The sequence below is a fragment of the Mesorhizobium calcicola genome (assembly GCF_042682105.1).
Classification (GTDB): Bacteria; Pseudomonadota; Alphaproteobacteria; order Rhizobiales; family Rhizobiaceae; genus Mesorhizobium; species Mesorhizobium calcicola.
This window is the reverse complement of sequence record NZ_JBHUGY010000028.1, coordinates 16,679-40,645: the sequence shown is the minus strand read 5'-3', so window position 1 is coordinate 40,645 and position 23,967 is coordinate 16,679. Positions and strand designations below refer to the sequence as shown.

At 59.4% G+C, this 23,967-nt stretch carries 19 protein-coding genes and 1 pseudogene; 10 read left to right on the top strand and 10 right to left on the bottom strand.

Translation table 11 applies throughout. The annotated features are described in order from the left end of the window. Positions 1-87 precede the first annotated feature (87 nt). The gene (locus ACFSQT_RS18625) at positions 88-1,068 is read left to right on the top strand and encodes a LysR family transcriptional regulator (RefSeq protein WP_095090136.1); all 981 of its coding nucleotides are present in this window, start codon (positions 88-90) and stop codon (positions 1,066-1,068) included. Between the two features lie 71 nt (positions 1,069-1,139). Here the strand turns inward: ACFSQT_RS18625 and ACFSQT_RS18620 are convergent, their stop codons facing one another. From ACFSQT_RS18620 to xopAG, 8 genes and pseudogenes are all read right to left on the bottom strand, one after another. Next, on the bottom strand, positions 1,140-2,753 hold the full coding sequence (locus ACFSQT_RS18620) for a hypothetical protein (RefSeq protein WP_378920630.1): 1,614 nt from the start codon (positions 2,751-2,753) through the stop codon (positions 1,140-1,142). Positions 2,754-2,861: 108 nt separating this feature from the next. Next, entirely contained in the window at positions 2,862-5,675 is a 2,814-nt protein-coding gene (gene tssM, locus ACFSQT_RS18615) for a type VI secretion system membrane subunit TssM (protein WP_379020984.1), read from the bottom strand. A gap of 57 nt (positions 5,676-5,732) precedes the next feature. Next, positions 5,733-7,019: a type IVB secretion system protein IcmH/DotU gene (gene icmH, locus ACFSQT_RS18610; protein WP_378920626.1), complete on the bottom strand. Its 1,287-nt coding sequence runs from the start codon at positions 7,017-7,019 to the stop codon at positions 5,733-5,735. Next, positions 7,009-7,299 (bottom strand): type VI secretion system-associated FHA domain protein, encoded by a 291-nt coding sequence (locus ACFSQT_RS18605; protein WP_143748875.1) that lies wholly within the window; start codon positions 7,297-7,299, stop codon positions 7,009-7,011. Before ACFSQT_RS18605 ends, icmH begins: the two co-directional genes overlap by 11 nt. Positions 7,300-7,325: 26 nt before the next feature. Next, positions 7,326-8,663, bottom strand: a complete 1,338-nt coding sequence (gene tssK / locus ACFSQT_RS18600; RefSeq protein ID WP_095090140.1) for a type VI secretion system baseplate subunit TssK — start codon at positions 8,661-8,663, stop codon at positions 7,326-7,328. A gap of 70 nt (positions 8,664-8,733) precedes the next feature. Then, a complete protein-coding gene (locus ACFSQT_RS18595; RefSeq protein WP_379020981.1) occupies positions 8,734-8,892 on the bottom strand; it encodes a hypothetical protein in 159 nt (52 codons plus the stop codon). 186 nt (positions 8,893-9,078) lie between these two features. After that, positions 9,079-9,777, bottom strand: a pseudogene (locus ACFSQT_RS18590) (IS5 family transposase); the annotation flags it as partial. A 237-nt stretch (positions 9,778-10,014) separates the two neighbouring features. After that, a complete protein-coding gene (xopAG, locus tag ACFSQT_RS18585) occupies positions 10,015-11,589 on the bottom strand; it encodes a XopAG/AvrGf1 family type III secretion system effector (RefSeq protein WP_378926033.1) in 1,575 nt (524 codons plus the stop codon). Positions 11,590-12,290: 701 nt separating this feature from the next. Between xopAG and tssA the strand changes: the two genes are divergently transcribed. The 9 genes from tssA to ACFSQT_RS18540 all read left to right on the top strand — a co-directional run bounded on the left by tssA (position 12,291) and on the right by ACFSQT_RS18540 (position 21,893). Beyond that, positions 12,291-13,280: a type VI secretion system protein TssA gene (gene tssA, locus ACFSQT_RS18580; protein WP_095090142.1), complete on the top strand. Its 990-nt coding sequence runs from the start codon at positions 12,291-12,293 to the stop codon at positions 13,278-13,280. A 39-nt stretch (positions 13,281-13,319) separates the two neighbouring features. Then, positions 13,320-13,853: a type VI secretion system contractile sheath small subunit gene (gene tssB, locus ACFSQT_RS18575; protein ID WP_095090504.1), complete on the top strand. Its 534-nt coding sequence runs from the start codon at positions 13,320-13,322 to the stop codon at positions 13,851-13,853. Between the two features lie 8 nt (positions 13,854-13,861). Then, complete coding sequence (gene tssC, locus ACFSQT_RS18570) at positions 13,862-15,364, top strand: type VI secretion system contractile sheath large subunit (RefSeq protein WP_095090143.1); 1,503 nt, start codon at positions 13,862-13,864, stop codon at positions 15,362-15,364. Positions 15,365-15,495: 131 nt separating this feature from the next. Continuing rightward, on the top strand, positions 15,496-16,032 hold the full coding sequence (locus tag ACFSQT_RS18565; protein WP_095090145.1) for a type VI secretion system tube protein Hcp: 537 nt from the start codon (positions 15,496-15,498) through the stop codon (positions 16,030-16,032). A gap of 54 nt (positions 16,033-16,086) precedes the next feature. Continuing rightward, entirely contained in the window at positions 16,087-16,590 is a 504-nt protein-coding gene (gene tssE, locus ACFSQT_RS18560) for a type VI secretion system baseplate subunit TssE (protein ID WP_095090146.1), read from the top strand. Next, on the top strand, positions 16,590-18,476 hold the full coding sequence (gene tssF, locus ACFSQT_RS18555; protein WP_095090148.1) for a type VI secretion system baseplate subunit TssF: 1,887 nt from the start codon (positions 16,590-16,592) through the stop codon (positions 18,474-18,476). Before tssE ends, tssF begins: the two co-directional genes overlap by 1 nt. Beyond that, positions 18,440-19,513, top strand: coding sequence for a type VI secretion system baseplate subunit TssG (gene tssG / locus ACFSQT_RS18550; protein ID WP_095090505.1), 1,074 nt, complete (start codon positions 18,440-18,442; stop codon positions 19,511-19,513). Before tssF ends, tssG begins: the two co-directional genes overlap by 37 nt. A 119-nt stretch (positions 19,514-19,632) precedes the next feature. After that, positions 19,633-21,579, top strand: a complete 1,947-nt coding sequence (locus tag ACFSQT_RS18545; protein WP_245331258.1) for a type VI secretion system Vgr family protein — start codon at positions 19,633-19,635, stop codon at positions 21,577-21,579. A gap of 191 nt (positions 21,580-21,770) precedes the next feature. Then, entirely contained in the window at positions 21,771-21,893 is a 123-nt protein-coding gene (locus tag ACFSQT_RS18540) for a hypothetical protein (RefSeq protein ID WP_280952832.1), read from the top strand. A 90-nt stretch (positions 21,894-21,983) separates the two neighbouring features. Here the strand turns inward: ACFSQT_RS18540 and ACFSQT_RS18535 are convergent, their stop codons facing one another. Both ACFSQT_RS18535 and ACFSQT_RS18530 read right to left on the bottom strand, forming a co-directional pair. Continuing rightward, a complete protein-coding gene (locus tag ACFSQT_RS18535; protein WP_379020979.1) occupies positions 21,984-22,625 on the bottom strand; it encodes a UPF0149 family protein in 642 nt (213 codons plus the stop codon). Positions 22,626-22,907: 282 nt separating this feature from the next. Beyond that, positions 22,908-23,963 (bottom strand): IS110 family RNA-guided transposase, encoded by a 1,056-nt coding sequence (locus ACFSQT_RS18530; protein WP_379020977.1) that lies wholly within the window; start codon positions 23,961-23,963, stop codon positions 22,908-22,910. Between the last annotated feature and the right edge of the window lie 4 nt (positions 23,964-23,967).

Genomic DNA, 23,967 nt, shown 5'->3' with positions numbered 1-23,967 from the left:
AGAACACTACCCTCCCAAGAGGAGAGACAAACGGCTGAGCCTGCTTGCGGCTGGAAGAAGGCAAAAGAGTACGTGGGATCGCAGCTAATGAAACGTCGTAACGCCGCGCGGCAACGGCAGATGCCGAACCTTGCATCGATCGACCTGAACCTGCTGATCGTGCTTGAGGCGCTGCTGGAGTACCGTAACGTAACTCGTGCGGCCCACCACGTTGGCCGAAGCCAACCGGCAACCAGCCGGGCGTTGGCAAGGCTGCGCGGCCTGTTCGATGACGATCTCCTGGTTCGCGCCTCAACCGGATTGACTCCGACGCCGCTCGGCGATCGCCTCGCCGAAATGCTGCCGGCAGCGTTAGATTCGATCAGTGAGATCGTAACGAGCCGCTCCGCCTCCCCGGAAAGGCGGTGGAAGGCAACGATCATGTTACCCGACCATCAAGCGCTGCTCTTGCTGCCGCGGCTGTACGAGCGCGGCATTCATCTCGACATTGCCACCGATCGGCTCCTCAGCGATGCCGCGAGCCGGCTTGAGCAGGGTGAGATCGACCTGGCGATCGGGCAGATTGACGCCGCTCCCCCTGGCTACATGCGGCGCAGCCTGTACACCGACCGCTTTGCTTGCCTGGTACGCCACGAACACCCAGCCGTGACACGGGGATGGACCAGGGAGAATCTTGCGTCGCTCCGCCACGCGGCCATCTCCTCGAACTTCAACGGCGGTTTCGGCCTGATCTATGATAGCCTGGCTAGGTTAAGCTTGCCGGACCAAGACCCAATGCTGGTTTCCGACGTGCTGACGGCTGCCCTAGTGATCTCGACAACCGACATGGTGCTAATCGTACCGCAGCTCGTTGCTGCGCGACTCGCCGCCATGCTGCCGCTGACGGTCGTCGACCCGCCTGTGCAACTGCCGACCTATGAGATTGGGTTGATTTGGCACGAGCGTTGCCATCACGACCCGGGCAATAGTTGGCTGCGCCGCGAGATCGCCGCCGCGCTGAGCCCCCACAACAAAACCGTCGAAACAAACCGAGGCCCGACGGCCGAATGTTTCGTCACATCGCAATAGCGTTGAAGTCGGGCATGCCAGTCAGGGCCAGGATGGCGCGTTCGGTTGCAGATTGATAAAGCCGTCGTTCTCTAGGGCGCGGATGTTGCGTGCGAGGATTTGATGCGCTTTAGGCCGTTGATGATGTCGGCGAGCCCCGCCCGCAGCGTCTGCCCGATGGTGCCCGGGCCGAGGTCCATTGGAGGATTATCGAGCAATGCAACAGTCGCGTTGCTGTCGAGATAGCTGAGCTTGCTATGGACTGTGGCTTCGAGGCGCTCAATCGCGCCTGGCATTGCCTCGCCTTCTTCCTCGATGAGGGCGGTGAGTTGATCCGAGAGCTCATCATTGAACTGCAGGAAGATGTCGTCGACACGCCTCCAGCTTCCGCCACGGGTTTCCACATCGATCAGCCGGTTGATCCTGCTCTTTACGTCGTCCCTCAGTGTCAACGCAGTGCCGAGACACGCCTCCCATGTGTCCTTGATGTTTTCGACCAAATTCACGATGACCTTCTTGCCTTTCTGATGGTCGGTCACTTTGACGCCAAGCAGATCAACGAGGTGATCATCGTTGCCAAGCCGCTGCTCCACCACGGCGATCAGACGCTCGACAATCTCGCGCCTGCGGGCTGCATCGCCTTCTTCCTTGGGCCATTGCGACGACACTATCATCGCGATTTTTTCAGAATTCGCCTCCGCCAGGGCAAAGGAAAGCTGTCGCTCTTGGGCCTTGGCCTTGGCCAGGCGAAACAAGGTCTCTATCACCTCGTCCTGTTTGAGGGAGTTGGTCGGGACTCTGTTAAGATCTATGCCGTTTACCGCGATCTCTTCCGGGCCGGAGCCGTGTGTCTCGTCCTGGACCACGCCGTCGGCCGTCTCGTCCACGTATTGGAGATTTCGCAGATTCTCAGGACATGCCAACATCAGCATTAACCGGCTGGTGGAGTTGTGCAGCTTTGCCTCCTGCTCGTCCGGGGGCGTCGCAGCCAGCATCGGCCCAAGCCAATCGGTAACTTTCTTAGTCAATCGGGCCAACTCGGCGGTCTGGCCCGCGCCGATTTGCTCGCTCAGACTTAGAACGTGATTGGAAATTGTTGCCGCCGCGCTGGCAACGCCCTGCTTCAGCACGTCCGAAAGAGGCCGCTGCGAATGCCCTTCCGCTTCGCTCCGGTCTATCCCCTCCCCGTTTTCGACACGTTCCGAAAGGGTATCCTCGGCGTTCTTGACGGTGTTCGTCGGTTGTTCATCGTCGTCTGCCGGGAGATATTGAGAGTTCGTCATGACAGTGCCTTCAAATAACCGAACGTCTTGTTCCGTTAACACTCCAGCTTCTTCCATGTCGGGTAGCCTCAGGCCGAAGCCCCTGAAATACTCTTTCATCCTCCTTTTCACCTGCTGGAATCCGGCTTTGCCTCCGCGGGCAAGTCGCAGAAGGATAACGCCGTCTTCGTTCATCTTGCCTGTGCCGCGCTGCAGAAGCGCAAAGCCGTCTGCTTTACCATCCTCACCGGTTTCATAAGGCATTTTTTTCAGGATTCCGACCAGACTATTGAGCCCGCTCTTCTTCACCAGCACGACAGCTTTCTCCTCCGGATCCCCGATTGTGCCAACGGCAAAACAGAACTCCACATCGGCTTTGCCTTTGGTCTGTTCGATCAGGTTCAGGAACGTCAGTGCTCTTTGCCTGTTATGGGCCTTAGCCATTGTTTGTCTCCAGTTCATCCTGTCCTTGATTATGGTGTGTCGGGTGAAGGGTGGGACAGGATCCGCTCACCCATCAAAGTAACTGGCGTCTTCAGCTCGCCTCTGAGTTCATTGTTTGATAGGCTCGGGCAGATTGGTGGCTCCCGACTCAATTTGGCGGATCGCAACGCCCGCCTGATCGTCTTTTTCCAAGCAGTCCGAACCCGTCAGCCCTTGGGTCTGGCTGAGCGAACGATACAGTTCGCCGAGATTCTGGAGCGCACTGTCGATCGGCGCCTGCGCGCTCACCTGACTATTCGGGAGTATGTCGACGCGTTGGTGCAGCCACCTAAGATGATCGTCCATATAGAGCCGGACGTAAGCTTCAGGCTTGTCCGCGACCGCTCGCGAGCGGATCAGTTCCGCAACGTCAGTTGGTGGTGCCTCGCTCTTTGCGACGCCGTTACCTTTCGTCATTCCGTCCTCGGGGGCCGGTCGCTGCTCGAGCCTTAACTTTTGCGCCGTCGCGACAAGGAACCGCAGCATCGGCGACGTCGGCGCGGTCGGCGTATCCAAGGTTCGCAGCGCGTCATCCATGGTGCCAATTGGGCGCAGAGACACATCGCCAATGAGCTGGTCCCGGCGGAACGCGAACTCCCGGGGGTGGAGGTCTGCCGCCGGGCGCCGCAGCTGCTGGCTCACGTCACCGGCCGCGGCCGGCGCGACTGCCTGTGCATCGAGCACCCAGCTTTCTGCAGCGACAGCGTCAGCCACCTGCGGCAGCAAGTGCAGGAAAGTCCCGTAGAAACCCATTCGTGTATAAAGGCCAGGAATTTTAGCACTGAGCGGCTGTCCCGATTTACGGACCAGGACGGTTTCCGCTAACGGCGCGGCATGGTCGTCCAGACTCGAAGTGGGCGGCTGCGAGGCCGCGGGACTGGTCGCGATGATGTCGAACACGCCGCGGGGCATCGAGACGGCCTGCAGTTTCGCGCGGCTCTTCTCGATCAGTTCACTATTAAGCGCTACATGAGGTAGTGGCGGGTCCAGGAGGGCGTCGAGGTGATCAGCGAGCGCGTGCCGAAGATCGGCGTCCGCTTCGGCCGGAAACATCACGCGCCAGTCAACAGCCATCCAGTTCTTGACGACCTCGCGCTGGAGCGGAGCCTGCTTACCCAGCATCAGGTAGACATTCAGTACCTCGTAGAGAAACAAAGGATCGTGTGTTTCCGCAAGTAATGTTTCCAAGCGGGAGATCAGCCGTGGCAGCAGGACAGTATTGAGAGCGCGGTGGTACGCCGCGCGCGCTTGAAGCGAGATTTTCTTGCTTTGGTCGAGACCCAATCCCGCGAGGCGATCGCCCGCCGTGTCGCCGTCGGCATTGCCGCCCCTGATATTGCGTAGCCGCTGGAGCAATGGCAGGATGGGTCGAAGCTCGCTGTTATCAACCCGGTCGAGGTTCAGCTTCTTGGCCTCTGCGGCATAGCTGTCAGCTGTTAGACGAACGCTCTCGATCAGCGTGACGTTTCGAACATAGGTGACCGTCCAGAAGACGCCAGCGGCGATCATGGCCGCCGCACCGATCGCATAGACGCCATATCGGACCCGCCGCTGACGCCGGAGGAAGCGGGGATCGGCATCGACGAGCTCAGCTTCGGCGAAAACGACATCGCGGAGCAGCCGGCCGATGAAATAACTGCGCCGCGGGCCAGGGAGCCCAGGACAAGGCGGCCTAGCGACCTCGAATATCTGAGATCTGGCCTCCGCAACACGATCAAACCGCGTGCCGACTTGCGTCCCGCTTACGAAGTAGACGCCGCGGAGCATAATCGGCTCCTGAAACGGATTCCGGGCGAATGCCTCCTGCAAGAACTGCTCGGTCACATACTTCAGGCTAGCAACCTGCTGTGGAAAGTCGAATATGAGTGCGCGACCTTGGGGGTTACTTTCTTGCTGCATTCGTTCAAGCAGCCTTTCGTTCAGGCGGCCAACCAGCGCATCGTATGCTGGTATGTAAGACTCCATCGGATCGCCGTCGCCCTCCGAAGGCTCTCTCGCGAATGTGAATCCGCACACGGCCTCCGTCCCCTCGCCACCAAGTTCACCGAAGAACTCGACAAATCCCGCCGCCAGATCACTCTTGGTGAATAGAACATAGACCGGCAGCTGCAGGCGGAGCTCCCTGTTTAGTTCAAGGAGCCGCTGACGGATGCAACTGGCTTGGTCGACGCTCACGTCGTCGGATGTCGAGTTCAGGTCGCTGATTGCGATGGTTACCAAGACCCCGTTCAGCGGCTGGCGCGGCCGATAGCGACGGAGCAGCCGAAGCAAGCCGCGCCAAGCCGCTTTGTCCCGCTCTGAATCGCTTTCATGAATCGTGTAGCGGCCGGCGGCGTCGATCAGCACCGCTTCGTCGGCAATCCACCATTCGCAGCTGCGCGTTCGCCCGAGGGCTCTCCGGCTGGACCTGTCCGCCAGCGGAAAGCTGAGCCCGCAATTGACGATTGCGGTGGTCTTGCCCGATCCGGGGGGGCCGATGACCAGATACCATGGCCGCTGATAGAGCCAGCTCTTGCCGACGATTCCGGCCAAGCGGCGCCCCTTGAGGATAGTAAGGGTCTCGCGGAGACGAAGGAGTGTCGTCTGCAGCTCCTTTTCAGCAGCCGTGCCAGCTCGGACCACGTCGGGGTCGGAACTCGCGGGATTCGCCTTCTTTCGCTCTGCCCCAGTCCCGTCCAGCGCGTCGGACACTTGTGATTGGACGAGGTCTTCGAAATAAGCCCGAACCCCGTCGAGTTTAGACTGAAGCGCGACGCCCACGGCATATCCGAGAATCACCATCGACGCCGCAATTTGACTGCCGAGGTCGTCGAGTGGCGTAGATTCACCGACCGAGATGTGCGGTCCGAGGATGAAGATTAAAGCACAGGCGATGCCCGCCAAGCTGACACGCACCCATAGCGACCGAAGCGTCTTTCGGATTGACTTCATGGCTGCCTCTCAGCGTGTCTTCCTGATGATGATTTCGATGCGACGGTTCTGCGCGCGGCCTTCGGGCGTATTGTTCGGCGCGATCGGCTCCGCGCGGCCTTTGCCTTCCTCTCGCACTCGCCCTGCGTCGCTCATCATGGATTTGATAATCTCGCCAGCCGCCTTGGCACGGGCAAGCGAGAGGTAGTGGTTTGAAGGAAAGACGAGCGATTGGATGGGCATGGCATCGGTGTGCCCGATCAGGACGACCGTTCCTGCCTCATCATTAAGAGATTGGCCGATCCGCAGAAGAAGCGGCACGAATGTTTTTTTCACCTTCGGACTCGCAGAATCGAACATCCCTGCGGCGTGGATGGTGACGACGACCTGCTGCGCGTCCTCGCTCACAGTGACGAGTCGATCACGGATTTCGGGCTCGAGAAAGTGACGCAGTCGATCGCCGCGCAATGCAACGGCTGGTTGCGGTACGATCCTCACCACGCTCCCTGTGCCGTTCGGCGGCAATTTCGCGAGATCGTTGAGGACTGTGTCAGCGCGGGCATTTAGTGCAAACAGGAGCCCGGTATAGATCGACAGGAGGACACCCGCCAAGAGCGCTACGACGACCCAGATCGGAACGAATTTGCGGCGCAGTTTCCGATCTTCACAGTCCCCGCGCCAGTGCAGGGACAGGTCGCGCTCCAAATCACCGCGGCCTCGGCGGATCAGACGGTAAACGTCTTCGCAAAGTACGCTGAGCTCGGCGGCTCCGCGCATAGTGACCCGGTGTCGGCCCTTAAAGCCCAACCTTATGCAGTAGTAGAGCAGTTCTAGGAGTTCGAGATTGGCGCGCGGTTTTTTTCTCAGGTGCGCCATCACGTCGAAAAAACGGTCGCCACCGAAGGTATCGCCAAACAGTGATCCGACCATGCTCCGTGTCATCCAGACGCTGTGGCTGCCCCAGCGTGTGTTGAGAACAACGTCATCGATTGTCGCGCAAAGGGCGTATTTGCAGATCTTGATCGCTGGGGAGGACAGTCCAAGCGGCATGATACGACGCTCAAAGGCACCAATCTCTTGCAACACTTTCAGGCGCAATCCCTCAACGTCGGAATGGCTGCCACCGCGCTTGAGTTGAGCGCAAAGGCCCAGCAGCGCCGCCGCGGCCGCGATCAGCGGATTAGGTTGATGGAGCGCAAGCGTCTCCCAGAAAGACTCGTTTGGTGCCGCCGCCGGCGGCGGAGGGATTTCCAGCGGCTTCTCGGCTGGCAAACGGGCCGGTGGCTGGTAAATTGGGATCGTTTTTTCAATCAACATCACCCCCCAGCTCATGCCTCTCGGAATGGGCGCTCTCGTCACGGCCCTGTGCCGGGTGCAGGTCGCCGACGCCCTCGCGATACGCGGATTCGAAGTGGGCGTCGAAGCTTCGGAGCTTATCAGTTTCGATGCTTGAGACGACTTCATCCAGGACACGGCCGAACGCATCCCAGCTTGCCGCCTTATGTTTGCTGGGCCAGATTGAACGGGTCCGCCCCAGCGCCCTTTCGATCGCTGATGGGGAGAGACGTTCACGGACACAGAACAGAGCCTTCTGCATAGTGGGCGCCCCAGGAAACTGTTTTGCTAACAGGCCCGAATGGCCCACAGTGCCATTTCGAGCTTGGGGAAGTCGCCGGCGACGTGCAGGGTCAACGCGGCGGAGCGAGGCAAGTCCATCCAGCAGCGGCTGTGCGGATCGACCTCGAAGTAGGTGAATCCAGCATGGAACGGAATCTGACGCGGCGCGACCGATATGGGATTGATGGTGATGCCCGGCAATGCGACTTTGACGAGTTCTTCGATCTTCTCGGCCGGCCCGATCTTGACATAGCGCGGGAACTCGCGTCGGAGTCGCTCGATCTCGACATCGGCCCGAGCGGCCAGCACGAAGCTTGCGGTCGTAAACAGCGACCGATCGGTCACCTCGGCGATATGGAACCCATATTTGTGCGGCCGTAGCGGCACCGGCTCCGCCGTCTGTTCGGGTATGGCGTTTAGTGACGACCGGATAGACTGGATCACAGGCAAAAAAGTATGCGCGAGAGCGTGGTGCTTGTAGTCACCGAAGGTCTGAGTACGTTTCTCAACCAGGGCAAAGGTGGCTAGTTCGCCCGCCAGTTGGAGCATGACGCCATACAGTGATTCCGGGTTTACGACCGCTGCCTTGGAAAGGTGGGAGAAGTAGGGCTCGTAACGATTGATCGCCTGTAGCAGAAGGAAATCGGCGATTTCCGCGATCCCATGCGTCCCCGAGTGCGAAACTCGCGCGGCCAAAGCCTCACCACGATGGTGAAGCAGGCCAGTGATCTCGGTGATGTAGTTCGAGAGGACGTGGGAGCTGGCACAGTCGGGAGTTGGCGCGACGTGCGCCTCATCGAGAATGACTTGCCGGTCGGCCCGGACTTGCATGATACGGGCGATCGGGAGGCAAGTGAAGGCTGACCGATCCGCCGCGTCCGGCAAGAGCTGAAACCGCAGCTGCGCCACCTCAATGGAGGCGCTGCCCCTTTCGCCGGCATTTGTGTCGATGATATCCTGACTTACGCCCGCGAAGCGGATCGGCACGTCAGCTTCCGCTCGCACGTCGGTTTCAACGGCCCCGCTTCGATGAAGCGGTACCGCCAAATGGATGAGCGAATCCCGAAGGTACTCCGGAACATCGTATGGAGTTGGCTGGTCGGCGTCATCGGGGATGCTGAACGGCGTGCCATCCTCCAAGACGCCACATGCCGTTTCGACAGCGATCTTGCCGAGAGCGAGTAGTTCGCGATTGATGCGGAGCTCAGTGATGCCCCAGCCATAGCCATGTAGAGCGGCAGTCCTGCCGCGTAGCAACTTTTCCACGTAACGGTCGTTCTGCTGAAAGTGCTGCGGTCGAAGAAACAGGCCTTCCGACCACACCACCCTGTTTTCTAAAGACACCTTAACTGCCCCGCGTCTGACGCACCGATGATTCAACCGCAGCGGCAATTTAGCAGGCTTCTACTGCTCCCTAACATGCGTAGCCGATATGCAACCATTCGCGGCCCGAACTGCGCCGTATCGTCGGCACAAGATGGGCGTAGGCCTCGAGCAGATGTTGGGGGCCGGTTCTTGTCGCTTCGAACGACACCTGCATGCGCAGCACAGGGCGATCCTTGCGCCGGACCATGTGCGCCTCCATCGGCCGGCTCGCAGCTCGGCCGTCGATGGCGCATTAAATCCCCAGTTGGCTCTGATTCGGCCGCGACAAATCGACTCGCATCCCAACCGCGGCGAACCTCAACAAGCGACCGCATACGGCGTGGACGCTCAATGCGCACCGACCACTCGAAACCAAACTTGGCAACATTGTACAGCGGACCACGACCCATCGGCGCGGCAGGACTTCGAAGCCGTTGGCGCTGTCCGACCGCTTGACGATCTCCATCGTGAACGTTCCGAGCTTTTGCAGGGCGCCGCGCAGTTTCGGCCCCGCATAGTCGCCATCGGCAAAGACATGGCGCAGCCACGGCCAGCGCTTGAGGATGGATTTCAAGACGGCCGGCGCGCCGTCGCGGTCTTGAATGTCGGCGGCGTGAACGACCACGCCGACCATCAGGCCCAGCGTGTCGACGACGATGTGGCGCTTGCGGCCCATGATCTTCTTGCCAGCGTCGAAGCCTCGTATTCCGCCGCTTTCGGTGGCCTTGACCGTCTGGCTGTCGATGACGCCGGCAGACGGGCTTGCTTCCCTGCCTTCGCGTTCGCGCGCCGCCATGACGAGTTCATTGTTGATGGTGCGCAGCAGTCCTTCGTCACGCCAGCGCCAGAAGTATTTCTGCACCGTCGAGAACGGGGGGAAGTCCTTGGGCAGAAGCCGCCATGCTCCGCCCGACGAAGCCATGTAAAGCAGCGCGTTCACAACCTCGCGCAGGTCCGTCTTGCGGGGGCGGCCGATCCGGTTCGGCGCCGGCATCAGCGGCTCGATCAGCGCCCACTCCGCGTTCGTCAGGTCGCTTGCGTAGCGCGGGCAGCGCCGTTCATAGTGAGGGCGAGTGGTTTCGGTCCAGGGCATCGTGATCTCCGTCGAATCTCAGCAATCCGACTGAATCACAACCCGCTGAAATCACTCACTTCTTTTTGGAGCAGATACTTAGAGCCGCGGCGGTCCACCAAATGCCTTCTGGATCAACGGCGAAGCAGCGGAATCCGACGCTGCACGCATCGAACCACCTGCGAATGATCGCCAAGCAACATCGAATGCCGTCGAGGCCGGTCCTTCCCAATGGTATCGGTTAAAGCGCGGGCCTGTCTACGTAGAAGGCCCGACACTATCACCAATACGCTTCGAGAGGTTCCTTCCACCATAAAACTCTTCCGCTGCCTTTCGGCAGACAACCGTGTAGAACTCATCCGCATCCTCGATGGTGTAGCCAGCGCCCGCGAAACAGCCGCGCGCTATCTCGTGAAGCGTATGCCGCATTGAACCCGTGTCATCGTACACTGCGTTGACGCACGCAATGATTACCATGACCTCTTCCTTCGAGAGCCGCTGCCGACCACTCATTAAACGAGCGTGGTTGATGCAGGCGACGGCATTGGCGCATGTGAATGAATCGCCCAGTCCAGAGCAGTCCTCGAAACCATTACCCTGCTCGTTCAACTTGAAATGCGCGATGGGCAGGTATTTCATGTCCGCGATTTGCGGATGGTTCAGATCCGCGACCACTGCGGGCTCCTGACCCGATCGGATCTCCTGGAGCCGGGTTTCGAAATTGTGCAGCCACGGACCCACCAAGCTAGTGTTGCGCTGCAGCTTGTTCTTGTCGGGTTTCTCGAACATCAGAGTCGAATCGAGCTTCTCAGTCTCCACCGGTGACAGGAAGCCGTGCTCAACCAGAGTCTTCATCACGACCTTTTCGGCATGGCCCCAGTGCGCAGCATAGACCTGTCTAAAATTAAGAATGGCTTGGCCGGCCGCGAACTGAGCTTCCTCGCCAAGCCCGCAGTCCTTGTCGAGGAGTGCTTCGAGTGTCTCGTTGCATCGCTTGAGAGTTACGCCCTTCTCGCTGCGGATGGTATCGTGGAAGTGCCGGGCACCCTTGTTCACGAAGGGATGAGTGATTGACCTTGACGTGTAGCCGTAGGCACCGGTCTTCTCGTTGAGTACGCCTGTCAAAGCGTACTTGTTCTTCTGATCGTACAGCTGGCTCTTTGTAAGGTCCGGATCCTTGGGGACTTGCGGCGGCCTGTACTTGGTCACGCACTCATTTTTAACAAGATGACCCTTCATGCACGCCAGGTTCAGAATGAGTGACGCGCGCGCCTGCTCATCGTCCACGAGGCGCGCGACGTGCACGCGGGTCGCCGCCCGGTAATCAATCAACGTTGCAAATTGATTGTTGCCACAGGTACGGATTCGATCCGCGGTGCGCTCACTCGAACGCTGGGTTTCGGCGCCGGCGGCGTGATAGCTGTCATAATACTCCCTCGCTTTCGCGTGAGCGGTCCTGAGCCGCTCGTTGCTGGTGAAGCCCATTTTCCCGTCATGCAACGCCGTGGTGGACAGGAAGAAGTTGTTGGCGACTTCGTTGTAGGCGTAGCCCGCACCCGCGAGGAACAAGCCGTACTTAACCGCGCGCGCGGAAAGGCTCGATCCTTGCCCCGTTCCGCCTTTCCCCGCTCCTTTCCTGCCGAGCTCTCCCTCCGGATTCAGCAGTGCAGAATGCCTTGCAGGGGGTGGCGCCGTGCTCTGGGAACCAACCTCGGTGAGTGCACGAACCCAAGCGTAAAATACACTCCTCGCACTCGGATCCCCAGCCACTCCGTCAAGAAGCCGCTGGGTCACCGTTAATGCGCCTTTAGGTTCTCTATTTCCACCCCTCATGTCGCCCTTACGACGCCTCCGCTTCGCCGCTTTTTGATCTGCCGCACAGATCGATGTCGCGGTTACCAAACACCTGGCGCGTCAGCTCGCCCTTAATTTCGCGGGCGATCTCGTTACGGATGTGAATCCGAGCTCCCGCTCGGCGTCAGCGTCGCCGGCACCGGTCAAACCTGCTCTGGCCAGTCATCGCTGCAGGCGTCTTGTTGCCTCTTCCCGATTCTCATTTTCTCTTTGATCCTCTTTTGCAACCCATGCGTCCAGGACGTGGTCCAGCTCCGCTTCCCCTTGGGTCATGCCTTCGATCCACCATTCCGTGGTCACTGCCGCCACTCCATACCAGGATAGTGAGCGTCCCATGCTAGTGCCTGGCAGCCGCCCCTTGCCATGCACAATCAATATTCCATGATGCACGGCGACAGAGTTGCTCTCGGTCAGGCTCGACGACCAAGCAGCCTCGTGGCCGCCCCTTTTTGCAGAATTTGACGCACACAACCGCTCACCCCAGGCATTCACTGCTCCTCTACATGCGCAGCCGATATCAGCCACAGGATGAAGCGTGGACTCCGCGCTTCAGCATACCTGCATATCAATCACGCATGCGAAATATCCCGGGATCATCATTAAAATGAGCGAAAGGGCCCAAGGCACTCCGGGATCGGGGTAGCACGGACCCAGTAAAAGTCACGACGTCCAGGGTTGTCATGCTCGATGCAGAATATCTATTGAGGCCGGTCAGCGAGGGCAACGCGTGCGGGGACGCTCTCGATTACGACTTAAGCTTCCTGGAATTTGAGATGGCGTCGCAGGGGAGGCCTGCCCAGCATATCGGCGGCTCTCTCAAGGCGGAAGAGGCTCCCAATTGGGAAGAGGTGTGGCGGCTCGGCCTCGACCTTGCTACGCGTACCAAAGACCTTCGCATCGGCGTCTTGCTGACACGCTCCGCTGTCAGCCAGTTCGGCTTCTCTGGACTGGCCAAGAGCCTTGAGCTTCTCGTCGCTTATGTCGAGATTTACTGGCCGGAGCTACATCCGCGGCCGGATGCAGACGACGGCGGCGACCAGACCGTGCGTCTCAATGCTTTGGCAAATCTGTGCGATCCCTCCGGGCTTATGGCGGACATCCGCCGCGTTCCTCTCACCGCTTCCAGGCGGTTCGGAGCATTTGCGCTCGGTGACTGGATGTCAGCGCAGCAGTCTCAGCCATGTGAAGTTGATACCACGACCATCAAACTCGCCTTTGGCGACACCGATCCTGGCCAGTTCGACCAAACAAGCGGTGATCTCGACGCCAGCCTCTCGGCGGTCATCGATTTGGATGGTAGCGTTAAGCGGCGCGTCGACATGGCCGAAGCCGTCCGTTTCCAACCTCTAACAGCGCTGCTTCGCCAAGGCAAGGAACTGGTCGATGCCCATAGACGCTCCGAGCCCGTGGCCGCAATGCCCCTGTCGGAGGATTCTGGCGACGCCCCATATCCGGGAGAGATCCGCGACCGAGATGACGTCGTCAATATCCTCGGCCGCGTTTGCCGCTGGTATCAAGTTAACGAGCCGGCCAGCCCCGTACCAGCGCTGCTCGAGCGGGCGAAGCGTCTCGTGTCGAAGGACTTCATGGCTCTAGTGGCAGAGCTGGCGCCGGAGGGTGCTGCGCACTACCGCTCCATAGCCGGCCTGATTGCCGACGAGGGTACTTGAGGCATCGCAACTTCATAGCCGACAAGGAGAATGGAACACATGGCAAAGGAGAGCAGTCAAAAGTTCATTTCGCGAAATCGCCCTCCTCGCGTCCAAATCGAATACGACGTCGAGACCTACGGCTCGCAAAAGAAGGTGCAGCTTCCCTTCGTGGTCGGCGTCATGTCTGATCTCGTAGGCGATCCTGCCGCGCCGTTGCCTCCGCTTGCCGAGCGCAAGATGATGGAGATCGACATTGACAACTTCGATGATCGGCTCAAATCGCTGAAGCCCAGGGTGGCGATGCGGGTAGCGAACCTGTTGACGGGCGAAGGCCAGCTTGCCATCGAATTGAGTTTCGAGCGAATGCACGATTTCTCGCCTGCGGCCGTGGCGCGTAAGGTCGACAGTTTGAACAAGCTGCTTGAGGCGCGAACGCAGCTTTCTAATCTTCTAGCCTACATGGACGGCAAGAACGGTGCCGAGCGGTTGATCGCCAATTTGCTCGCCGACCGGTCCCTGCTCAGCGCCCTGAGCGGCGTGCCCGAGGCTGAACATAAAGCGCCTCAGTTGCCACCCACAGAGACGAAGTAGAATTGATCATGACGTCCACAGATACAATCTCCGCCGTGTTGCAAGACGCCACTGTTGCTACGTTTGATCCGGACGGTTTCAGCAGCTTGCTACAATGCGAGTTAAGGATCTACTCGGACCAAGCCCGTGATGCCGTGGATAGCGCAGTCAGAACACTGGCCGAGCAGGCGCTTGGTAACACGTCCCTGATCAGCGACGACATCGTGGCTACTATCCAGTCGATTATTGCGTCCATCGATGACAAGCTGTCCACACAAGTCAACGAGATCCTCCATCACGAGGATTTCCAAAATCTGGAATCAGCCTGGCGGGGCTTGCATCACCTTACGGTGAACACCGAGACAGACGAGACGCTAAAGATTCGCTTTCTTCCCGTCTCCAAGAAGGAGCTTTCTCGTGCCCTGAAAAAATACAAGGGCGTCTCCTGGGATCAGAGCCCGCTATTCAAGAAAATCTACGAAGAAGAATATGGGCAGATCGGCGGTGAACCCTATGGCTGCCTGATTGCCGACTACTATTTCGACCATACCCCGCCAGACATAGAATTGCTATCGGGACTCGCGCAAATTGCTGCGGCAAGCCACTCCCCTCTCATTTCTGCTGTCTCCCCGCATCTGCTGCAGATGGACTCTTGGCGCGAGCTCTCGAACCCACGCGACATCACGAAGATTTTCCTAACGCCCGAGCACGCCACTTGGCGAGCATTTCGCGAGAGCGAAAACTCGCGATACGTGGCGCTGACGCTGCCGCGCACCCTCGGGCGGTTGCCCTACGGGACCAAGACCAACCCGGTCGACGAATTCGCCTTCGAGGAGGAGACGGACGGCGGCGATAGCCAAAGGTACCTCTGGACGAACGCAGCCTATGCCATGGGGGTAAACATCACACGCTCGTTTAAGCTCTACGGCTGGCTCTCCAGAATACGCGGTGTAGAATCCGGTGGCCTCGTCGAAGGCCTGCCGGTGCATACCTTCCGAAGCGACGACGGCGGCGTTGATCTAAAATGCCCCACTGAGACCGCGATCAGCGACCGCCGCGAGGCCGAGCTCTCCAAGAACGGCCTTCTGCCGCTGCTGCACCGCAAGAATACCGATCTTGGCGTATTTATTGGCGCTCAGACCGTCAACAAACCGATCAAGTACGAAGACTTGGACGCGTCAGCGAATGCTGAGCTCAGCGCTAGGCTACCCTACATTTTCGCAATCTGCCGCTTTGCCCATTATTTGAAGTGCCTGGTTCGGGACAAGATTGGCACGTTTAAAGAGCGCCATGAGGTCGAGGAGTGGCTCAACCAATGGATCCAGCGTTACGTCCACCCCTCGCCCGAGCTGGGGAGCGAAGAAAGCAAGGCACAACAGCCGCTCTCCTCAGCCAAGGTCGAGGTGGACGAGGCTGAAGACAATCCTGGTTATTACACTGCCAGATTCTATCTGCGGCCGCATTACCAGCTTGAAGGCTTGACCATCTCTCTGAGGCTGGTGTCGCGCCTGCCGTCTGCCCGAAAAGGCTGAGAGGGTACGTCCTTCCATAAAGGAAGTGGCGAAGGCAAATTTGGTCCGCAGAGGGCCGTTCGCCGCACCCGGCAGCTCTATATGACAAAACCGCCCGGCCCCAGTGTCACGATACCGAAGGAGAATTCGTCATGGCGTTCGACGCAGTCATGAAGTTCAACACAGTGTCCAAGGATGGCATTCAGCCCAAAGGGGAATCTCTTATCCTGAAGGATGGTTTTACGCTTGCCGACGAATGGAGCTTCTCAATCGAAAACAAGCTCAACATCGGGCCTCACACTGTCGGCGCTGGGACAGGCAAGGCTGAATTCGAGGTTTTCACTATTAAGAAGCAGGTGGATAGCGCCTCATCCGCGCTGTACGTGGCCTGCGGTCGAGGCGCGCATTTTAACGACGTTGACTTAAAGCTCTTCAAGTCGACAGGCAGCGGACTTCTCACAGCTGATTCCAACCTATTCTTGCACTGGAGTTTCAACATGCTCGCGATCGAGAAGGTCGAGTGGGCCTATGCGGAAGACGCTCCGGAGGAGACGATCACCTGCCGGTTCGGCGCCTGCAAGATGATCTATTACAAGCAGGATATGCATGGCGCTCTAACCAAGGCAGGCGAAGGGATCTGGAACCAGGTCTCGAACAGCGCCGAGTTCAATAAGCTGGTTGTCAGCTGACGGTGGCGAAATTGGCAGTCGCCTCGTCGAAAATTGCGATTCTGGAGATCGAACATGACCAGGCATCTTAGGCGGGATCTGGTGCAGCCTTCCCTCCTCGACAGGCTCACTGACGATGAGCCGAACAGCGCGTGCGAAACGCAGGACAAGCGCAGTTTCTCAATTCGCCAACTACAAGAGGTGATTCTACGCGACGTGTCCTGGCTGTTGAACACGAATCAATTGGCTTCAAGCGTGGCACTCCACGCATACCCCCTCGTCGCGGCCAGCACACTCAACTACGGGGTCCGGCCTCTCAGCGGGCACATCCGCGAAGGCATCGATTCGAGCGCCTTGGGAGACGAAATCGCCGAGAGCCTGCAGCGATTCGAGCCGCGGCTCTTACCGCGCAGTATTAAGGTGATGGTCCTCAACGACGGACAGGACTGCAGCTCCTTTCGCTTTAAGATTGCGGCCTATCTGTGGGCGCTGCCTGCTCCGCTGCCGATGACAATGCGCACGGAGGTGGATCCCGAACTCCAAGTTGTCCGTGTTGGTTTGGATCCGGAGACAAGCTGATGGATCCCCGGCTTCTCGGATTGTACAACGATGAGCTGGCCTACATGCGCGAGATGGGGGCCGAATTTGCTCGCTCCTTCCCGAAGGTTGCCGGACGGCTCGGGATGGAAGCAGAAGAGGTCGCCGATCCTTATGTCGAGCGGCTGCTGGAAGGCTTCGCCTTCATGGCCGCGCGGGTGCAGCTGAAGCTGCAGTCACGTTTCCCGAATTTCACGCAGCACCTGTTGGAGATGGTGTATCCGCACTTTCTACCGCCGATACCGTCGATGACGATCGTGCGCTTCGAACCGGATGCGGAAGCCGGACCGATCGAGAATGCATACGTCGTGCCGCGCGGAACCAAACTTTTCGGCCGACTCGCTCCGGGCGCCGTCACCCATTGCGAGTTCCGCACGGCTCACGACGTCCATCTATGGCCGATCATGGTGAGCGCCGCCGACTACTTCGCGACGCCCGGGCAGATCTCCTCCCTGGATCTTCCGGCCCGGCAACAGGTGAAGGCTGCCTTTCGACTGCGGCTTCGTACCACCAACGGCATGCCATTCAATCGACTCTCACTTAAGGCCCTGACACTACACCTTCTCGGGCCCGGTGGCATCGGTGCGGCGCTTGCCGAGCAGCTGATCGCCGACACACGCGCCATCGTTGCCCGTCCCGTCGGCCGGCCAATCACTTGGCAGGAGAGAATCCCGCTCAATATGCTGCGGCAGCGTGGTCTCGAGCCGAACTGCGCGCTCCTGCCCGAGGTCCCACGCTCCTTCGACGGTTACCGTCTCCTGCAGGAGTATTTCGCCATCGCGGAGCGGACGTTGTTCGTCGAGGTGAGTGGGCTTGCCGACGCCGTGTCCCTGTCAACGACGGAAAGCCTCGAGATCGTGTTCGCGCTTGGCCGAGTCGAACCACGGCTGGAACGTCATCTCGGACCTGAGAACATCGCTCTCTTCGCGACCCCTGCGATCAATTTGTTCGAACGCCAAGCTGATCGAATTCACGTGAGGGAAAAAGACCATGAGCATAATGTAATCGTAGACAGGATGAGGCCCCTCGACTTTGAGGTTCACTCCATCCTCGCAATGAGTGGCTACGGAGAGAGCAACGGAGCAGCCCCCGCCGAGTTCCTCCCCTTCTACAGCATCAGCGCGCACGGCCGGGAGGAGCAGCACTCCAGGTACTACATGCTCCGGCGGGAGCAGCGGCAGATGTCGGAGCACCAACGATCGAATGGGGCGCGAACTGGCTATATCGGCAGCGAGACCTTCGTCTCTCTGGTCGATCGCCGGGCGGGTCCCTATTCGGCGGGACCTCAGCAGTTGTCGGTGCGCTGCCTGTGCTCGAACCGGGATTTGCCGCTGCTGTTACCGATCGGCCGAGACGAGACCGACTTCACCCTGGAAATCGGCGCTCCGGTTACCGCCACCCGGTGCATATCGCCACCGAGCCGACCAGGCCACTCCTTCGCCAACGGCGATTTCACCTGGAAACTGATCAGCCACCTTTCGCTGAACTACCTTTCAGTCAGTAATTCCGACAGGGGTGGTCACCAAGGCGCAGAGGCGCTGCGCGAACTCCTGCGCCTCTACATCGATCCGGACAATGCGTGCGCCTCACGGCAGATCGACGGCATCCGGGAGATCCGGTCACAACCTGCGATCCGGCGGCTGCCTGGCGGTGGACAAGCCGCCGTGGCACGTGGAATCGAGGTTGGCATCACCCTGGACGAAGCGGCTTTCGAAGGCGTCGGCATCTTTCCGCTCGCCTCGGTACTCAACCAGTTCTTCGCAAAATACGTTTCGATCAACAGCTTCACGGAGACGGTCGTCTCGACGTTGCAACGAGGGGAGATCATGCGATGGCCGACGATGACCGGCCGCCGGGCGATCCTCTGATTGCGGACGCTCTCGGCCAATTCCTCAGCGCCGTTGCAGCCGAACCGCATGGTTACGACTTCTTCGAGGCTCTGCGGCGGGTCGACGCGATCTGCTCAGATCGACCTCGACTGGGGGAATCGGGCCGGCCGAGCCTGGATCGGGTGCGGATCGGCCAAGAGCCCTCGCTCGCCTTTCCGACGCGACCGATCGCGGGCGTGACGGATGGAGGGGAGACTGATTTTGCGCGAATCTCCACTTACCTCTTCGGATTGTTCGGATCCAACGGTCCTCTCCCGTTGCATTTGACGGAGTATGCTCTTCTCAGACAGCAAAACGCCGCGGATGAGACGCTGGTCAGGTTTGCCGATATCTTCCATCACCGTATGGCCTCGTTCTTCTTTCGTGCCTGGGCGGAGAGTGAGCCGACCGTAAGCCACGACAGGCCACACGAAGATCGCTTCGCGCTTCAGCTCGCCTCCCTCGCCGGCTTTGGCATGACCGCCCTGCTTGCACGAGATGCTATGCCCGATCTGGCCAAACTCCACTTCACCGGCCGTCTCGCCTCACACACCCGCAATCCCGAGGGGCTTGCCGCCATCGTCGCGAGCTTCTTCGAGGCGCCGGTCGATACACGTGAGTTTGTCCCGCAATGGGTCAAACTGCCCCGCGTCTCGCTCTGCCTCCTGGGCCTCGACCCGCGCACGGGCAGGCTGGGCTGCACGGCTACTGCCGGTAGGAGGATCAGAGTGCACCACCACCGCTTTCGTCTCATTGTCGGTCCGCTCAGCCTGGTTCAGTACGAGTCGCTTTTGCCCGGGGCTCTCGGTCTTAGGACCATGGCTCAGATCATCCGCAATTATATTGGAGATGAACTGGACTGGGAGGTCAATCTTGTCCTCCGCCGCGAGGAGATGCCGGAAGTGCGGCTGGGTCGCCGCGGCAGGCTCGGCTGGACGAGTTGGATAGGCAAGCGGGAGATGCGGCGGGACGCCGATGACCTAACGACTACCCCGCCTGATCAGCGGCTGGAGCAATTGTGTCCAATTCCGCCGTAACTGCTTGAGCGTGGCGCCCACACCGGTTCGACGACGCTTTCCATCACATTTTGCTAGCGGGTCTTCGGTTGGGTCTTTTCCACTTACGCCAGATCGCAGCGAAACCAAGGAACACAATGATGGTCCGATCAAAAATCGACAATCTCCTGAAGCGCAATTGTTCTGCTGCGGTCACCTTGGCCGCGTTCGACCCCGATGATGTTTTTCTCCGACGGCTCACAGGCACCGAGCGGCTGGGGCAACTCTTCCACTACGAGGTGAGGCTCGTCAGCCGCCATCCGATCCAGAACTTTGCTACGATTCCCGGGCAAAGCTTGGCGGTAGGCCTTAAACTCAAGGGCTCTGCAATGCGCTTCTTCCACGGCATCGTTACGGAGTTCCAATACTTGGGGCACGATGACGGAGCAAACCTGAACTACGTGGCGCAGATGCGACCTTGGCTTTCGCTTCTCGATTATCGCTCCAACAGTCGGATCTTTCAAAACAAGACCAGCATAGAGATCATCACCACGATTTTTCGGGAACACAAAGGAAATTTTAAGAACCAGACCACCGGACGATTCCCACAGCGCTCCTACTGCGTCCAGTACGATGAGACGGATCTGGCCTTTGTCAGCCGACTGATGGAGCAGGACGGCATCTACTACTATTTTGAACATGCGGAGGACCAACACGACCTAGTGCTGGTCGACAACGCCGCGAGCCACATCGCCTGCGCGCCCGAGATCGTGGAGACGCACCACAACCTCAGGCCTGCGCCAAATCTACATCGGGACGACGTCATCCTGCGTTGGGAGGAGGTCGTGTCGCTCCAGCCGAACAAGGTCGTTCTCAAGGACTACAACCATGAGAAGCCGAGGGCAGAGCTCACGGCCGTCGCGCAAGTTCCTTCCGTGAAGATCGGAGGCATTCCAGCTTGCAAGCCTGTGGAAGGCACCTTCATCCGATCTCCCGAGGCCGGGCGCTTCAGGCCAGTCAATACCTCAACAGCCTTTGGCGGCGGCTCCACGGCAATTCGGGAGACCTTCGTCTATCCGGGACGCTACACCGAAAAAGCGGACGGGGATTTCTATGCTTGCATCCGCGCCGAAGAGCTCGCCTGCAACGCTTATCGTGCGCGGGTCGAATGTACGGCACGCCAGATTAGAACAGGGTTGATCTTCAAGGCTGCGAATCCCTTTTACTATGGCGATGTGGGTGCGCGCCCAACGCCCAGTGATCGGTTTTTGGCGGTCGCGAGTGATTTCACTTTGGTCGCAGAGTTGGGGGACATTCGCACCGAAGCGGACGCCGCGGGTCGGGAGAGAGAAGTCGTATATCGTAGCACGGTGGAGATTATCCCCGCGACCACCCAGTATCGCCCGCCGCGCCGCACGCCCGAGCCGGAGATTCGGGGACCGCATACGGCGGTCGTCGTGGGCCCAAAGGGAGATACGATCGCGACGGACCAGTTCGGCCGCATCAAGGTGCAGTTCTTCTGGGACCGCGAAGGCAATAAGGACGACACCAGCTCCTGTTGGATCAGGGTTGCCCAGAGCTCGGCGGGTAAGGGCTTCGGCCACGTCATCATTCCCCGGATCGGCCAGGAGGTTGTCGTGAACTTTATTCACGGCAATCCAGATTGGCCCCTGGTGACCGGTGTCGTCTACAACGGCTCTAACCTGCCTCCTGAAACCCTGCCGCTGGACAAGACCTGCTCGACTTTCCGAACGCACACCGATCAGGGCGCCGTCAATGCCTACAACGAGCTGCGCTTCGAGGACAAACAAGGTTGCGAAGAGGTCTATCTGAAGGCAGAAAGGGACCATACCGTGGAGGTTGGTAATTCCTATTGCATCGATGTCAAGGGTCAGTACCTCCTGACTTCAGCCGGCAACTGCATCGAGGTGACGCCCGATAAGATCCGCCTTGTGGCAATGGGCAAAACCGGTCAGCAGGCGATCGAAATCAGCGGCAAGGGTATCAGCATCGCCGGTGCGACGATCGGCTTTTGGCAACGACTCCCAGGCTCGGAGCCACCGTTTCCATCCCACCGACGACACCAGGCCCGCCCACGCCAGCGATGATGAAGGCCATGCGGCACCCGTGACGGAGCCCGCGCTCGGTAGGTTCCTCTCAGGAGTGCGAACTGCCTGGAAGGGGGCGACGAAACCCGTCCCACCGCGTGGCTGAAATCAAAACAAAAGCGAGAACGGCGGCGACCTGATCCATTTGCAGGAGTTACCGAGGAGTTGCTTGGCTGGTTTGACGAAGAACCATGGCGGCGAGCCGGGAACGCAGGCAGCAAACCAAGGTGAAGATATGGCGCAAGGAAAAGGTTCACGCGATGGCATTTGATACGCCGCCGGCGGTCGCGACCATCAAGATAATGGTCAACTGAGCGGTAAGCGATGCACCAAGGCACCTTGCCCAAAATCGTCTTGTGGCTCGTCTATGGTAGGTCGCTCGTTGGCCGGCGCGCCGGCGCCGATCACTGATGGTAGTGGGTGACGTAGTGGAGTTCGCGGAGGGCTGGGATGACGAGGGCGATGTCTTTGTAGGCCTCGTGCTCGATGAAATGCGCGGTCTCGGGCCCCGGTCGGGGCTTGCCAAGGGCGGGCCTGCCCTTTTTGTCGATGCAGTAGATCAGGATCGGCAGCAGCAGGCCGTGGTTGGGGTTGTCGAGGTCGAGTAGCCGTTTCCAGCGTTTGATGTTGAGGTTCATGGCCGCGTGGAAGCCCTGGCACCACGGCCGGGGGTCGATGCCGCCGCCGGGCTTGGTGGCGAACCGGGGCGCATAATCCTGCGGTCTGTCGAACAGCGTCTCGTTGATCCGGTTGTGGATCCTGGCGAGGCTGGCAAACACGGCATGATCGGTTGCAGAGCCTTTGGCCAAGACGTCGCGCGGCAACCCCATGAGCGGGCACATCCAGTCTTGCGGGTCCGCGAACCGGGGCCCGGTGACCGCCGCCGTTACGAAGCCATCCAGCGCCGACATGGTCCGCACCAACGGGCGGGGGGCGGTCTTGGCGGCCATCCAGGCTTCGAGCGCCTCGTCCGACAGCGCCATGTCATCGATTGCGCTCATGCCGCCAAGGGGAGCGGCATCTCTTGGCGGCGCACCCAGTTCCATATGTGGACGGCTCCCACTTGCAAGTGTTTTTTACAGATATTTTTGATCGGATCGCTTGCTTCCATATGTGCGGCCTTTGTGTGTGGTCGCACATGACCACTGGCCAAGATGGTTTCCGCAACGCATGTTCCTAACACGGCAACGACCTTGAAAGGCCAATGGAACTGACGGAGTATCACGCGTCTTGGATCGATCGATCGCACCATCTGCTTTTCTCTTGCAAGTTCACAGCATCAGCTCAACACGGTAGCATTCTATTCTGCTCACCGTGATGGCCAATTCCTATGTTGCTTGCGTTTGCTCCTCTGTCCGCCGATACGCCTCGCCGCTCACCATGAGCTTCCAGGCGACACGGGCAATCTTGTTGGCGAGCGCCACCGCAACCAGCTTCGGTTTCTTCCTTTGCAGTAGTTCGGTGAGCCATCGGGAAGCATGCCTGCTTCGACCTGCTCTGACGTGCTGAAGAAGAGCAGTCGCGCCAACCACCAATATGCTCCTCAGCATTTCGTCGCCAGCACGTGTGATCACCCCAAGTCTGACCTTGCCTGCAGTCGAATGGTCTTTGGGCGTGAGTCCTATCCAAGCGGCAAAATCGCGACCCGACTTGAACGTTCGGGGATCTGGGGTCTTCATCATCAAAAGCGATGCGCCGACCGGCCCGACACCCGGAATTTCGGCCAGGCGCCTGCTGCATTCATTGGAGCGGTGCAACGTGGTCAGTTTTTCCTCGACGGCTTTCGTTTCAGCCAGCAAATCTCGATATTCAATGCCATGCATGACAAAAAGCTCGCGGGCCAATTCAGGCAGGGATTGATCCGCCGCAATCCGCTCCAACAACGGTTCGATGCGGCACATGCCCGTGGCCGCGACGATGCCGAACTCCATGGCAAAACCGCGAATGGCGTTGGCGAGCTGTGTCCGATTGCGAATGAGTCTCTCTCGCACACCGACCAGCATTAACGCCGCCTGCTGGTCCGCGGTCTTCACCGGCACGAAGCGCATCGTCGGTCGGCTCATCGCCTCACACAAAGCTTCCGCGTCCGCCGCGTCGTTCTTGCCGCGTTTCACATAAGGTTTCGCCAACTGAGGCGCGATCAATTTCACCTCATGACCGAACGAACTTAACAGCCTCGCCCAATGATGAGAGCCTCCACAGGCTTCGAGTGCGATAGTAGTCGGCGGCGTTTTCTCGAAGAATTTCACCATCTCCCTACGCGAAAGCTTCTTGCGAAGGACTGGTTGCTCGCCTGCGTTCACGCCATGCAATTGGAAAACGCTCTTTTCGCGGTAGGGACGCCCGTTACCGGGCGCCCCCCGCTCAGATCCCGGCGAGCCCAATTAA